The sequence below is a fragment of the Sporosarcina sp. FSL K6-3508 genome (assembly GCF_038615825.1).
Classification (GTDB): domain Bacteria; phylum Bacillota; class Bacilli; order Bacillales_A; family Planococcaceae; genus Sporosarcina; species Sporosarcina newyorkensis.
On sequence record NZ_CP152016.1, the window covers coordinates 1,958,021 to 1,972,879 of the forward strand.

Sequence of the window (14,859 nt, forward strand, 5' to 3'; positions counted from 1 at the left end):
TGGCTTCGGAAGACAAGGTTTTATTGCAAAGGATTCATATTTCCGCTCACTGTGTTTCAATTGATCCGTTTGCTGATCGTGCCAACGACCGGAGATTTTTTACTATTCTGTCTCCTCGCTGGCCTGTCGTTCTGCTTCTACAAAAATATTATTTGAATGGAAGATCTTTCTCGTCACATCGTCATCCAACTCGGCGATGTATAAGAGAAAGTCTTCCATTTCTTTTTCGACGTTTTCAACTGCTTTGTCCGCGTTGGCTAAAAACTCTAAATGGGAAGTTGATTCAATTGCTGTTTGTACAGGCTTCTTCGATTCAACCGCTACCTCTTCTACAATCTCCTCTGGTGCCTCAGCTATTTCCTGTAAATTTACAGACCATTCCAAACGCAGACCTCCGTCTTCAAGCTGCGCAGCCCGCACTCCTTCCACATTCAATTCAAGAGGGCCCGCAATATCGCCGGGTAAGTCCACATTTAACGGCACTGCATATTCAAAGTAACCTGCACCGTTCTCCACTTCTACATCATCAATTACCAATCGATCCTCAGCAGACAATTCCACAAGCTTGTCTTGGTCAAATGTAACATTCGCTGCAATATGATAGATCCCTTGCAATCGGATCGCTTCCTCCGTACGGTCTTCCGTATAGCCAGGTGTTACCTTCACTTCAACTGCTTCCGAAAAAGCACCATATTCAGTAGGAAAATAAAACGTTTCATTCAACGTCCATTGATGATTAGTCAATCCGCTTCACTCCTTTTCTTAACTCAGGCTACTATATGAAGCAAACGAAAAGAATAGAAGTACTACCAACGAAAAAAGTAGTATAAATCATTGAGAACGCACCAAACATAGTGAGAACCGAACCAATTCACCACCGTATAGCACCAAAGCCGCAGACAACTGAACCAAAGCCCAATCAATCCGAGCGAAAATCCTAACACACTTCACCAATCCCACTTCGCCTCACAGAAAAAACGCTGAGCGGATGATCTATGCTAAAACAGATCATCTCTCAGCGCTATCTTTTATCGTTTCAACTTAGCAAACACGGTGTGGAATGCCTCCACTGTCTTCGCAATATGCTCTTCTGTATGAGCAGCAGATAAGAACATTCCTTCAAACTGGGACGGCGGCAAGAAAATGCCTTCTTCTGCCATCAGTCGATAATATTCAGCAAACAACTGCAAATCAGAAGTTTTAGCCTGATCATAATTATAGACACGTTCATTAGTAAAGAAGAATCCGATCATCGAACCCGCACGATTCACCGTATGCGGTATTCCATTTTCCGACGCAGCTTTACGGAAACCTTCTTCCAATTGATCCCCTAACTGAATAAAACGGTCATAAGATTGAGGTGTCAATTTCTTTAATGTTTCTGAACCCGCTGTCATCGCAAGTGGATTTCCAGACAATGTACCAGCCTGATAAACCGTTCCTGCCGGCGCAATATGTTCCATGATTTCACGTTTACCACCGTATGCTCCGACCGGTAACCCACCGCCGATTACTTTGCCCAGGCAAGTCAGATCAGGAGTAATACCGAAATAACCTTGCGCACAATTATAACCGACACGGAAACCTGTCATAACTTCATCAAAAATTAACAATGTGCCATTGGCATCCGTCAACTCACGTAATCCTTCAAGGAAACCAGGCTCAGGTGGGACAACTCCCATATTCCCCGCAACCGGCTCTACGATGACTCCTGCCAAATCATCGCCATATTGTTCGAAAGCCGCTTTAACACTTTCCAAGTCATTGTAAGCAACTGTAATCGTATTTTTAGCAATCGATTCTGGTACTCCCGGGCTGTCTGGCAAGCCTAATGTCGCAACGCCTGATCCTGCTTTAATCAGCAAAGAGTCGCCGTGGCCATGATAGCAGCCTTCAAACTTCAAGATTTTATTGCGGCCTGTATAACCACGTGCCAGCCGCAATGCACTCATCGTCGCTTCTGTGCCTGAAGACACCATGCGCACCATTTCAATAGACGGCACTCGGTCGATAATGAGTTCAGCCACTTCATTTTCAATTAAAGAAGGAGCACCGAAGCTCGTCCCTGTCTCGGCTACTCTCTGAATCGCCGCGACCACATCCGGGTCTGTATGCCCTAAAATCAAGGGTCCCCATGATAGGACATAATCGATGTATTCATTGCCATCAATGTCTTTAATGATCGCGCCTTTTCCGCTTTCCATGAAAATCGGATCCATATTGACAGACTTAAATGCACGGACAGGAGAGTTCACTCCCCCTGGCAATAAATCTACAGCTTTTTTGAATGCTTGTTCAGACTTTGTATATGATCTACCCAATTATTTCTCCTCCAGCCAGCGAGCAGCGTCTTTTGCATGATACGTCATAATAATGTCTGCGCCTGCACGCTTCATACTTGTCAACGTTTCTAATACGATTTTTTTCTCATCTACCCAGCCGTTCTGAGCAGCTGCCTTCACCATTGCGTACTCACCACTGACGTTATACGCGACGACAGGCAATAACACATGGTTTTTCACATCTCGAATAATGTCTAAATAAGATAATGCCGGTTTGACAATCAAGAAGTCTGCTCCTTCAAGAATATCCGATTCCGCTTCACGCATTGCTTCCATACGGTTCGCCGGATCCATCTGATAGGTCTTACGGTCACCGAATTGCGGAGTTGATTGGGCCGCCTCACGAAACGGGCCATAATATGCGGAAGCATATTTCACTGCATACGACATAATCGGGATTTGCTTAAATCCAGCTTCATCCAGCGCTTGACGAATCACCGCAACGAAACCGTCCATCATATTCGAAGGTGCAATAATGTCTGCCCCCGCTTTCGCTTGGCTCACAGCTGTTTTCGCAAGCAATTCCAAGCTTGCGTCATTATCAACATCTGTTCCGTGAATCACACCGCAATGACCGTGATCGGTATACTCACATAAACACGTATCTGCAAGCACAACCAATTCCGGGTGACGTTCCTTCACTGCACGTGTTGCACGCTGAATGATGCCTTCATCGTCATATGCTTCCGAACCGACTGCATCCTTGCTGGAAGGAATTCCGAATAAAATGATCGATGAAATACCGAGTTCCACTACTTCATCTGTTTCTTTCAGCAATAAATCAATCGAAAACTGATCGACCCCAGGCATCGAGGCAATCGGATTGCGAACATTCTCACCTTCCGTTACAAATAGTGGATAAATGAAGTCCGATGCTTTGATCGATGTCTCTCTAACCATTGCACGCACTGTCGGATGCGTGCGAAGTCGGCGATGACGCTTAAATTCTATTGGATTCATTTAAAATCTCCCTTTCGTTTAGCTAATGCATGAACTAACTCGGTTAACGTATACGTTTCGGGTTTGACATGAACACGTGTCCCTGCTTTCAGTAACGCACGTTCTGTAACATGCCCAATCGCACAAACTGTAAAACCGTTCCACGTTGTCTTCGGGACTACGCGTGAAGCAAAAACTTCTACCGCTGACGGACTAGCGAACAGTACAGAAACCTGATTTTTCTGCATAATCTGTTTACATAATTTATCTATGGAACTCGTAGCGCTTTTCGTTTCGTAAACTGTCCATTCTGTAACATGAAACGGCAATTCTTCACGAATTAAGTTGCCTGCGAGCGAACCTTTTAAGAATACAACACGTAATTGCTCGGACTCTTTTGGCTTAAATTGCTGAACGAAGACATCCGCACTGAAAACAGTTGGAATGAACGAAACCGTAAAACCAAGCTGGTCAAGTGCAGCTGCCGTTCGTGTTCCTACCGCGGCTACCTTTCCTGCATACGAATCTGCAGTCAAACGATGGCGTTCCATCTTCGAACGAAATGCTCCGACTGCGGATTGACTCGTGAAAATGAGCCAATCCGCGTGCAACGCTTCTTCTAACTTTTGCAGATCTTTTTTGTCCTTCATTTCTTCCACTTCAATAAGTGGAATTGAAATAGGTGTGCCGCCGTACTCTTTAACGAGTTCTGCTGCCTCTTTTGCTTTAGGGGTACCTGTGAAAATGACTGTTTCCCCTGTTAATGGTAACGCATTACGCATCCATGTCCGCCTTCACTTTCTCAATTACTTCGGCGGCACCTTGCTCGCGAAGAATTTTACTCACTTCTTTACCAACAGAGACAGGATCAGTTCCTTTCACCGTTTCACGGAAGACTTCAATCGCGTCAGGTGACGCAATAAAACCAGTCAGTTCCACTTCATTTCCATCATACTTCGCAAATCCAGCGATCGGAACTTGACAAGATCCATCCATTTCGTTGAGGAATGTCCGTTCAGCTTGCAGTTCGATCCATGTTTTTTGGTCCGTCAGTTTTGCTAATTCATCCAAAAGTTCCGTATCGTCTTGTCGGCATTCAATAGCCAGTGCGCCTTGGCCAACCGCAGGGATGCAGTCGTCAAGTGCCAAGTATTCCGTGACAGTGCTATCATCCCAGCCCATACGCTTCATACCCGCTGCTGCAAGTATAATTGCGTCATATTCACCGTCTCGCAACTTGCGTATACGCGTATCGATATTGCCTCGAATCCACTTAATCTCAAGGTCAGGACGCAACATCAATAGTTGAGAACTGCGGCGTAAACTGGATGTCCCGACAATCGCGCCGATCGGCAAGTCCATGAAACGGACGTGGTCATTGGCAATATACGCATCACGCGGATCGACACGTTCAGGAATACAACCTACCGTTAAACCATCTGGAATGACAGCAGGCATATCTTTCATGCTATGTACCGCAAAGTCGATTTCCTTATCAAATAGCGCCTGTTGGATTTCTTTCACGAACAGACCTTTACCGCCGACTTTCGACAGCATGACATCTAGAATCTGATCGCCTTTTGTTACGATTTCCTTGATTTCGAATTCAAATGGTGCACCTGCTTGTTTCATTTGCTCAATGAACCATTTTGTTTGTGTTAATGCCAAATTACTTCTACGAGAACCTACAATGATTTTTCTCACAATACTCTTCCTTCCTTATATCCATAAATGAAACTCAGACAATGTACTGCCCAAAAAGAAATTTACAACCGTTAAGAGAAATGCAAAAACTGTCATCCAGGCAAATTCCATCGATTGAAGCTTACCTTTGTGTTGGAAATACATTACCCCTGTATAGATCAAGAGCACTGCAAACGAGCCCATGATCTTCACATCCCAAATCGACCAATCTACAAGCGCCACATATGCCCATTGCACTCCAAAGATTAGACTGACGAACAAAATCGGAATCCCTGTGTAAATCGACATCTTCATCCCCATCATCGTTTGATGCAGATTCGGAAGATTAGAAAATTGCTTCGACCACTTTTTCTTCTTCAATACTTTATAGACAATCAAATACAATACCGCAAAAACAAAAGCTAATGCAAACACGGCATATGAGAGGATCGCTGTCGTAATATGAATGAATAATACTTCCGAAATGAGCGAATCGCCGACTGTAGACGCCGTATATTTCAAGTTGGAAAACACGTGAATCATTAAGAAAATAAATCCGATGATGTTTGTAAAAAAGACCATAAAATTCACTTTGTAAATCAATTGAAATACTATCGACAGGGTTACCAATAACCAGACGTAAAAATAAATTCCTTCGACAAGTGAGAGTACCGGAAACCGTTTCATCTCGATAATATACAGCAGTAGAATTGCGGTTTGTGTCACCCACACCGTAACAATCAGCCAGAAGGCAATTTGTTGCAATGTTTTTTGCTTTTTAAAGTAGTCAATTAAATAAAAGACAAGACCAAGGGCATATAGGACGATCATGAATTCCTGAAGTCTTGCCATAGTCAAATCCACCATATGCTATTCTCTGCCTTTCAAGCGAAGACCTCTCTTTGTATTCAGAAGTATTCTACCTTCATTCTCTCAAATGAGAGGGCATTTCTGCAAATGATTGCATCTGCATTACCTTCCTCGCACCGTTGATTTCCGTTGCGGGCGGACGCTTTCCGGAGAGCGTGTCTTGAGCCGCTTCCCTCGCTTTACTCGGTCCAGAGTCTCAAGACACACGCCCGATCCTCCGGGAGTCGGTTTTGCCGCGGGCTCACACGATGTGAGTCATACAGCCGTTGCCGCAGGACGCGGCGAACTTAGTCTGCCCTCCACTCCTATCAACTATTAAATGAAAAAGCATTATACCCACTAACCCGCATAAAAAAAGTGGCCTGTATCGTTCTTGTGAAAGAGCTAGATACAGAACCACCAGTGTATTAGTACAAATAATTTAATTTGGTTGAGTCGATTGTGTTACTTTTCTCGTTAGCACGTTTTTGCAGGCGTTCTTTCGCTTGAATAGCCTGTTGTTCTTTTTCTGCCACGACATCATCTGAAATTCCGAAGATCTGCTCAAATAAAGCCAGTTTCTCTTCAGCTTTTTTATCTATAGAAAGTTCCTTTGCCTGTAAGATCGGTTCTTTCAGAAGTTGGTTGATGATGGATTTTGTATGCTTGTTCAGCACTTTCTTTTCACGTTCTGTTAAATCAGGCATTTTATTTTCAATACTTTGCATCGTTTCACTTTGGATGCGGCTTGCTTTTTTACGCAATGCTGAAATCATTGGAACTACGCCGAGAGTCAAAAGCCATTCTTTAAATAAGACGACTTCTCTTTCGATCATGATGCCAATTTCATCTGCAGCACGCTTACGTTCTGCGAGATTTGCTTCCACGATTCCTTGCAGGTCGTCAATATCATATAAGAACATATTCGCTAAATCGCCTATTTTCGGATCCAAGTCACGTGGAACTGCGATATCCACCAAGAATAACGGTTTTCCCTTACGTAATTTCTCAACGAACTCCATCAACTCATAATCAATTACATAATCGGTTGAGCCTGTGGAGCTGATCAGAATATCGGCTTCCAATAATAAACATTGTAACTCCTGCATGGACTTCGCTTCTCCATCGAACTTGGCAGCTAATAATTCTGCTTTTGAGAATGTACGGTTGATCACTGTGATCTTCCCGACACCGCTGCCCTGCAAGTTCTTGACAGCCAATTCGCCCATCTTACCTGCACCCAGAATTGCAATATGTTTATTTTTCAGTGAACCAAAAATTTTCTTTCCAAGTTCCACGGCAGCGTAAGAGACCGAAACAGCATTTTCGCCGATTGCTGTTTCAGAATGGGCTTTTTTCGCAGTTGTTAGAGCTTGTTTGAATAATTCATTAAAGATCGTTCCGGTAGTACCGATTTCCTGTGCAGAAAGAAAACTGCTTCGAACTTGCCCTAAAATTTGTGTTTCGCCGAGTACCATGGAGTCAATACCTGCTGCAACACGCAATAAATGTTCTACCGCGCCATCTTCTTCAAAGATGATTAAGTGGCTTGAGAATTCCTCAATCGGAATTGAAAACCAATCAGCGAGGAACCGTTTTATATAATATCGTCCAGTATGAAGCTGATCTACAACCGCATAGATTTCTGTACGGTTACAAGTGGAAATAATGATGTTTTCCAAGATGCTTTTTTGCTGTTGCAATGTTTGCATCGCTTGCGGCAGTTCAGCTTCAACGAATGATAATTTTTCCCTAATTTCGACAGGGGCAGTTCGGTGATTAACACCGACGACAACTGTATGCATTAGGTGCTCACACCTTTCGAGATCTTTTCGTAACTACATTATAACATACATAGTGTTCTGGTCGGAATGCGATTTGTGAACAACATTTGACGTCAATTTTTAGCAGTGTTCAGTTAAAATCGCTTATTTTCACATCCGACTTTCAATTTCGCGCCACGCTTCTTCAATTCCCATTCCCTTTTCGGATGAAAACAATAATAGTGGATGATGCTTCTCCATATTCAACGTTGTACGTACGACCTTTTTATGCTTTTCCCACTTACCTTTTGGAATTTTATCTGCTTTCGTCGCCACTACGATGGTCGGTACATTATAATGTGCCAAAAAGTCATACATCATGCAGTCGTCTTCAGTGGGCGGGTGACGCAAATCGACGATGAGCAAAACCGCACGCAATTCTTCACGCGCTGTAATATAGCGCTCAATCATCTTCCCCCATGCTTCTCGTTCCGTTTTAGAAACTTTTGCGTAACCGTAACCAGGAACATCGACGAAAAATAATTGCTCTTCGATTTTATAAAAATTCAGAGTTTGGGTCTTCCCTGGCTTTGATGAAGTCCGGGCTAAGCTTTTACGTCCGATCATCTTATTGATAAACGAAGATTTACCTACATTTGACCGGCCTGCTAAAGCAAATTCCGGATAGCCTTCCGTAGGGTATTGTTCAGGTTTCACCGCACTCATGATCATTTCGACATTATGGACTTTCATTTCTTTTCCTCCAAAGCGATATCGAGTACTTCCTGAGCATCCGACACGAGTTTAAATGTTAATTCTTCACGTACACTTTCTGGTATATCATCAAGATCGCGTTCATTGTCTTTCGGTATAATAATTGTTCGCAAACCAGCGCGATGGGCACTTAACGATTTTTCCTTCAGCCCACCGATAGGCAGTACACGTCCGCGCAAAGTCACTTCTCCCGTCATGCCGACTTCACGGCGAACAGGATGTTCTGTCAAAGCGGAGACTAAAGCTGTCACAATCGTAATTCCAGCCGAAGGGCCGTCTTTCGGCGTAGCACCTTCAGGGACGTGAATATGAATATCCCATTTTTCATGGAACTCGGGATCAATCGCGAAATCGACTGCTTTTGAACGGACATAGGACAACGCTGTTTGAGCAGACTCTTTCATGACATCGCCAAGCTTCCCAGTTAACAATAGCTTACCTTTTCCGGGTGATAATGAAACTTCAATTTGAAGAGTATCGCCCCCGACAGTAGTATAAGCAAGGCCCGTAGCCATACCAACCTGATTGACTGTTTCCGCCTGTCCAAACCGAAATAGTTTTTTCCCTAGTAAGACTTGTAATGTTTTTGGGCTGATCGTCAAGCTTTTCTTGTCACCTGCAAGTATTTGACGAGCGGCTTTACGGCAGATGCTCGCGATTTTCCGCTCCAATGAACGAACGCCGGCTTCTCGTGTATAATAGCGCACAAGCTCTAAAATCGCCTGACTTTGGAAACGGACCTGAGATTTCGTCAGTCCATGTTCTTTCAATTGTTTTGGAATCAAATAATTTACAGCAATTGATTGTTTTTCTTGTTCTGTATAACCAGGAATCGAAATGACTTCCATGCGGTCGCGTAAAGGTCCTGGAATCGCACCTAAATCATTTGACGTCGCAATGAATAAGACATTCGATAAATCATATGGTTCTTCGATATAATGATCGCTGAACGTACTATTTTGTTCTGGATCGAGTACTTCAAGCATTGCGGATGAAGGATCTCCACGAAAATCATTCGACATTTTATCGATCTCATCCAATAAAAAGACGGGGTTGATCGTTTCTGCTTTCTTCATACCTTGAATGATTCTGCCTGGCATCGCACCGACATACGTTCTGCGGTGACCCCGAATTTCAGACTCGTCCCGGACACCGCCGAGCGATAAACGGACAAATTTTCGGCCAAGGGACTCTGCAATCGAACGAGCCAATGACGTTTTCCCTACACCAGGAGGACCGTCGAGACAAAGAATCGGTCCGCGCAGCGAATTGGTCATTTGTCGCACTGCTAAATATTCCAATATACGTTCTTTGACATTTTCTAAACCTTCATGGTCTCTATTCAATATAGCTTCTGATTTAGCCAAATCAAGCTGGTCCACCGTCGCATGAGACCATGGCAGCGCGATCAGCCAATCGAGGTAATTGCGAATAATGCCACTTTCCGCGGAAACCGAAGGAATCTTTTCATACCGATCCAGTTCTCGTTCTGCCGCTTCTAGGACTCCTTCCGGCATATCGGCCTCTTTAATCTTCTGCCTGAGCTCCGCGATTTCGATGCCTTTGCCGTCTTTATCCCCAAGTTCTGTTTGAATTGCTCTAAGCTGTTCACGCAAATAGAACTCTTTTTGTGTCCGCTCCATCGCTTCTTTTACTCGCTCGTTTATTTTGCGTTCCAGCTCCATGATTTCCTGTTCGTTGTACATCCTGCTAATTAGCCATTCCAAACGATCTTGGACATCTGTCATTTCAAGTACTTCTTGCTTGGCAGACAACTTCAAAGGAAGGTTCGAGGCGATCATATCTGCTAATCTTCCTGCTTCTTGAATCCCTTCCACTGTTTCCACTGTCTCATCGGAAATCCGATTGCTATTTTTAGCATAGCGCTTGAACTGTGCAATCAAAGTCCGCATAAGGGCTTCGGTTTCAGCGTCTTTCTCTTGCTCTTCTTCATAGCCTTGAACATTTACGACGGGATAAAGATCGGCTTCTTGATAAGCAGACCAGTGTGCGCGCTGCACCCCTTCGATTAACACCCGATATGTACCGTTCGGTAATTGAGTCATTGATTTGATGGTCGCAAGCGTACCTAATCTGTGTAAGTCTTCTTTTTCAGGGTTTTCCAGTCCTAAGTCCATCTGTGTTGCAAGAAAAACTTGATGATCATTAGCTAAAGCGTGTTCGATCGCAAAAACCGAACGCTCTCTGCCTACATCGATATGTAAAAGCATCGTTGGATAAACGATCACTCCGCGAAGTGGCAATAAAGGGATGTTCTTCTTTTGATTACTCGGCATTACAAGCCACCTCCATTAAGTTATGTATATGTAAGAAAGATAAACTGCAAAATCATATGTAAGAAAAAGCCGACTACCTAGCGTGAAAACGCATAGGTTGAGCCGGCTTTTTGCCAATATCGGCGTTATGCCGTATTTTTTTCTTGATCGATGTCAAATACGGTTCCATCAGCTTTATATAAAATTGGAGAAGCTTTTCCTAGGACGGAATCCTTTGTAATGAGACATTCCTTCACTTCATCAAGTGAAGGCAACTCATACATGACATCGAGCATGATATTCTCGATAATCGAACGCAATCCACGAGCACCTGTTTTACGTGCAATGGCTTCTTTCGCGATCTCACGTAAAGCTTCTTCTTCGAAACGAAGCTCTACTTCATCAAGTTCTACCATCTTTTGGTATTGTTTGACGATTGCATTTTTTGGAACAGTGAGGATTTGATAGAGCGTGTCTACATCCAGTGCGTCCAATGTAGCGATAACAGGCAAACGACCGATGAATTCCGGAATTAAGCCGTATTGCTGCAAGTCTTCTGGAATCAATCTAGACAACAAGCTCTCATCTTCACTAATTTCTTTGTTCGGGTTGGAACCAAAGCCAATGACTTTACGTCCAATTCTACGCTTGACGATATCTTCAATGCCGTCAAACGCACCGCCGACTACGAACAGAATATTCGTCGTATCGATTTGTAGGAACTCTTGGTGTGGATGCTTACGTCCGCCTTGTGGTGGCACGCTCGCGACAGTTCCTTCCAAGATTTTCAGCAATGCTTGTTGAACACCTTCACCCGATACATCACGTGTGATGGAAGCATTCTCAGACTTACGAGCTACTTTATCGATTTCATCGATATAAATAATTCCTTTTTCAGCTTTTTCAATATCGAAGTCCGCCGCTTGAATCAATTTCAAAAGGATATTCTCTACGTCTTCACCAACATAACCTGCTTCTGTCAGAGAAGTCGCATCCGCAATCGCGAATGGAACGTCCAAGATTCGAGCCAATGTTTGAGCAAGTAACGTTTTACCGCTACCCGTTGGTCCGATTAATACAATATTCGATTTTGCCAGTTCGACATCATCGATTTTACTTCCTGAATTTACACGTTTGTAGTGATTGTATACAGCTACAGCGAGTGATTTCTTTGCGCGATCTTGCCCGATGATATATTCATCGAGAATGCTTTGGATCTCTCTTGGTTTTGGAACGTCTTTCAGTTCGAAGTCTTCTTCAAGACCAACTTCCTCTTCCACGATTTCCGCACAAAGTTCAACGCATTCATCACAAATATAAACACCTTGACCTGCCACTAATTTACGGACTTGATCTTGTGATTTACCGCAAAAAGAACAGCTTAGGTTATCGTTTTCATCATTAAATTTGAACATTATGCTCACCCCTATTCAAGTGAATATACTACAAGATTACCATGACTTAATCAACTATTTAGAACTCCAAGACAAATATGTATTCGGTTTCCTTGATAGCTTATGGATATTTGTGCAGACTATGCATACCTACCTTTATTTACGAAAAACAAGGCACGGTAAACCGTACCTTGTTTTAGTTTTATGGCTGGATTAGTCAACGATTTTTGCGTTGTCTACAAGCAATTGAACTGTTTTGTTGAAACGAAGGTCATTTTCAAGTACAGAAGTGCCACCAAGAGTTGCCTTGATTTGTTCTACTTCCATGCCGAATTGCTCTGACATTTTTTCAAGTTCTGCATTGACTTCTTCTTCTGTTACTTCCACTTTTTCTGCTTCACCAATTGCTTCAAGTGTCAATGAAACGCGAACGCGGCTTAATGCGTCGTCTTTCATTTGGTCGCGAAGAGTTTGCTCGTCTTGACCAGAGAATTGGAAGTAAAGCTCAAGATTCATGCCTTGCATTTGTAAACGTTGTTCGAAATCTTGCATCATGCGATCTGTTTCAGAATCGATCATCGCTTGTGGAATTTCCATTTCTGCATTGCTTGCTGCTTGCTCAACTAGATCGTCGCGAAGCGCAGTTTCAGAATCGTTCTTTTTCACTTCTTCTGCTTCTTCTTTAAGCTTCGTGCGCAGTTCTTCTACTGAAGAAACGCTCTCGTCGATTTCTTTTGCTAGTTCATCGTCAAGCTCAGGAACTTCTTTCGCTTTGATTTCATGAACTTTCACTTTGAATGTAGCAGGTTGTCCAGCTAATTCAGCTGCATGGTACTCTTCAGGGAAAGTGATTTCGATATCTTTTTCTTCTCCTGCTTTCATACCGACCACTTGTTCTTCAAATCCTGGAATGAAAGATCCAGATCCGATTTCAAGATCATAGTTCTCAGATTTTCCGCCTTCAAACGCTTCACCATTTGCAAAGCCTTCGAAATCGATTGTAGCCGTGTCGCCGTTTTCTGCAGCGCCATCTTCTTTAACTACCATTTCCGCAAGTCCTTCGCGGCGTTGTTGTAGTTGAGCGTCTACTTCTTCATCTGTAACTTCAGTAGATTGACGAGTCACTTCAAGTCCTTTATATTCACCCAATTTCACTTCTGGTTTCAAAGCGATAACTGCTGTGAAAATAACCGGCTCGCCTTTTTCTAGCTTTTCAATATCAATTTCAGGAGCTGCGATTGGCTCAACGTCAGCTTCTTCAACTGCTTTTGAATATGCTTCAGGTAGCACGATATCAATTGCATCGTTGTAAAGTGCTTCTTCACCATACATTTTATCAAACATCTTACGTGGCATTTTTCCTTTACGGAAACCTGGTGCTTGTACTTTCTTTACTACTTTTTTAAACGCTTCGTCCATTCCTTGGTTGAACCGTTCGACAGAAACTTCAAACGTAAGTTTCCCTTCACTGCCTTCTAATTTTTCCCATTTAACTGTCATATGTCTGACCTCCAAATCATTTACACAACTTTTATTTCTTTTATTTTAATCAATTATACCTCCGCGTGATTGCGTCCGAAACTTTTTCAGTAGCACTTGAAAAAACTCTGTGACACCGTTCGAAGGCTTTATCTGGACACCACTAATAGATTGTTCCCCGCCATGCTATTTAGCGAAAATTACAGTGGAGACAGATAAGCAGTTGACAACCATTTTAGTATAACATAGTCTAATCATCTTTCAACAAAATTTCCTCATCAGCCGTCCATTTCTTCATCGACAGAGCGGATGAATTGGAGCAGGGAAGTTTCATCTACCGTTTTTCCATACAATAAATGTTTGGTGTAGGCGACATATGCCTCTGCCACTTCTTCTGCTGTATAAGGACCCCAATGAAAGGGATAAAGCATAATACCGTACTTCAATATTAAATTCATCGCCAACTCGCTGGCCGTCGGATCTTTTTCAAATCGTGATTTCGCAATAAACTGTACTTCATTGATAAATAAATCATCCTCAGGCGACACAAGCCTTGTCGGAATCGTCTCTGTCTCAAAATGATACTTCCTTATATATAGTCTTTCTTCCACACCATTTTGCTGCAGCAAAAGAAGCGCATAGGTCTTTACAACGGGAAGACTGTCTTCATACTGAACAAGTTCAACCAACAAAGGCACAAACGGTTTCAGTTGTTGATTCTGCAAGGACAAAAGAAAATCTTGCTGTTCATGAGCTGTCATTTGAAGAAAATCGTCAAGCTCCATGGCAGGTTCTTCAAGCGTAGAATCTTCTATATAACGATTAGCTAATCGATTATTTAATTCCCGCAAATATTGAAATTTCCTTATGCTGTCTTGTGGAATCATCTGTTTTTCCATTAAACCTTGTATCGTCAACTCAACTTCTTCATACTGCCGCAGTTGAATTGAAATCGATAAATACAATTCCAATATTTCTATGTAATCACCCGATTGATTTTGGATAGCAAGAAGCGCATATCCCTTAGCACGTTCAAAATCCTTCGTCTCGTATAACGAAATGGCCAGCAAGTCAAGAATGGAAGTTTCTTCGGGATCAATATCAAGGATCGTCTCAAAGTGCTCGATGGCTTCGACATGAAGATCCCGCTCCATCGCTTCTCTTCCTTCTCTATGCAATCGTTCCAAGGTGCCTGGGAATACTACGACATTCCCCTTCTGGATTACTCGTTTAGGTTTTTTCCGCAATCCATTCACCTGCCTTTTAACTTTACTATAGCACAGGGGCAGATTAGGATTCCAGTTGGGGGCTGTCATATATGTCCTCTTGAATCCACCTGTTTAGTTCTAAACCCAAATAA

Annotated in this window: 12 protein-coding genes; all 12 read right to left on the bottom strand. The window is 42.9% G+C overall.

Annotation, left to right across the window (positions count from 1 at the left end):
- Nucleotides 1–102 precede the first annotated feature (102 nt).
- Nucleotides 103–744 (bottom strand): hypothetical protein, encoded by a 642-nt coding sequence (locus MKX97_RS09645; RefSeq protein WP_340758952.1) that lies wholly within the window; start codon nucleotides 742–744, stop codon nucleotides 103–105.
- Between the two features lie 284 nt (nucleotides 745–1,028).
- A complete protein-coding gene (gene hemL, locus MKX97_RS09650) occupies nucleotides 1,029–2,321 on the bottom strand; it encodes a glutamate-1-semialdehyde 2,1-aminomutase (RefSeq protein ID WP_340758953.1) in 1,293 nt (430 codons plus the stop codon).
- Nucleotides 2,322–3,302, bottom strand: a complete 981-nt coding sequence (hemB, locus tag MKX97_RS09655) for a porphobilinogen synthase (RefSeq protein WP_342535857.1) — start codon at nucleotides 3,300–3,302, stop codon at nucleotides 2,322–2,324. It lies immediately after the preceding gene.
- The gene (locus MKX97_RS09660) at nucleotides 3,299–4,063 is read right to left on the bottom strand and encodes a uroporphyrinogen-III synthase (protein ID WP_342535858.1); all 765 of its coding nucleotides are present in this window, start codon (nucleotides 4,061–4,063) and stop codon (nucleotides 3,299–3,301) included. Before MKX97_RS09660 ends, hemB begins: the two co-directional genes overlap by 4 nt.
- Nucleotides 4,056–4,985 carry a hydroxymethylbilane synthase gene (hemC, locus tag MKX97_RS09665; RefSeq protein ID WP_009497516.1) on the bottom strand — a complete coding sequence of 310 codons (930 nt, stop codon included), beginning with the start codon at nucleotides 4,983–4,985 and terminating at the stop codon, nucleotides 4,056–4,058. Before hemC ends, MKX97_RS09660 begins: the two co-directional genes overlap by 8 nt.
- A gap of 15 nt (nucleotides 4,986–5,000) precedes the next feature.
- Nucleotides 5,001–5,816 (bottom strand): cytochrome c biogenesis protein CcsA, encoded by an 816-nt coding sequence (ccsA, locus tag MKX97_RS09670; protein WP_245799432.1) that lies wholly within the window; start codon nucleotides 5,814–5,816, stop codon nucleotides 5,001–5,003.
- 425 nt (nucleotides 5,817–6,241) lie between these two features.
- Entirely contained in the window at nucleotides 6,242–7,618 is a 1,377-nt protein-coding gene (hemA, locus tag MKX97_RS09675; RefSeq protein ID WP_340758954.1) for a glutamyl-tRNA reductase, read from the bottom strand.
- A gap of 129 nt (nucleotides 7,619–7,747) precedes the next feature.
- Nucleotides 7,748–8,329 (bottom strand): ribosome biogenesis GTP-binding protein YihA/YsxC, encoded by a 582-nt coding sequence (gene yihA / locus MKX97_RS09680; protein ID WP_009497519.1) that lies wholly within the window; start codon nucleotides 8,327–8,329, stop codon nucleotides 7,748–7,750.
- Nucleotides 8,326–10,647, bottom strand: coding sequence for an endopeptidase La (lon, locus tag MKX97_RS09685; RefSeq protein ID WP_009497520.1), 2,322 nt, complete (start codon nucleotides 10,645–10,647; stop codon nucleotides 8,326–8,328). Before lon ends, yihA begins: the two co-directional genes overlap by 4 nt.
- Before the next feature lie 125 nt (nucleotides 10,648–10,772).
- Complete coding sequence (gene clpX, locus MKX97_RS09690) at nucleotides 10,773–12,041, bottom strand: ATP-dependent protease ATP-binding subunit ClpX (RefSeq protein ID WP_078816792.1); 1,269 nt, start codon at nucleotides 12,039–12,041, stop codon at nucleotides 10,773–10,775.
- Between the two features lie 192 nt (nucleotides 12,042–12,233).
- Nucleotides 12,234–13,520 carry a trigger factor gene (tig, locus tag MKX97_RS09695; protein ID WP_342535859.1) on the bottom strand — a complete coding sequence of 429 codons (1,287 nt, stop codon included), beginning with the start codon at nucleotides 13,518–13,520 and terminating at the stop codon, nucleotides 12,234–12,236.
- A 257-nt stretch (nucleotides 13,521–13,777) separates the two neighbouring features.
- A complete protein-coding gene (locus MKX97_RS09700) occupies nucleotides 13,778–14,746 on the bottom strand; it encodes a hypothetical protein (protein WP_342535860.1) in 969 nt (322 codons plus the stop codon).
- Nucleotides 14,747–14,859 lie beyond the last annotated feature (113 nt).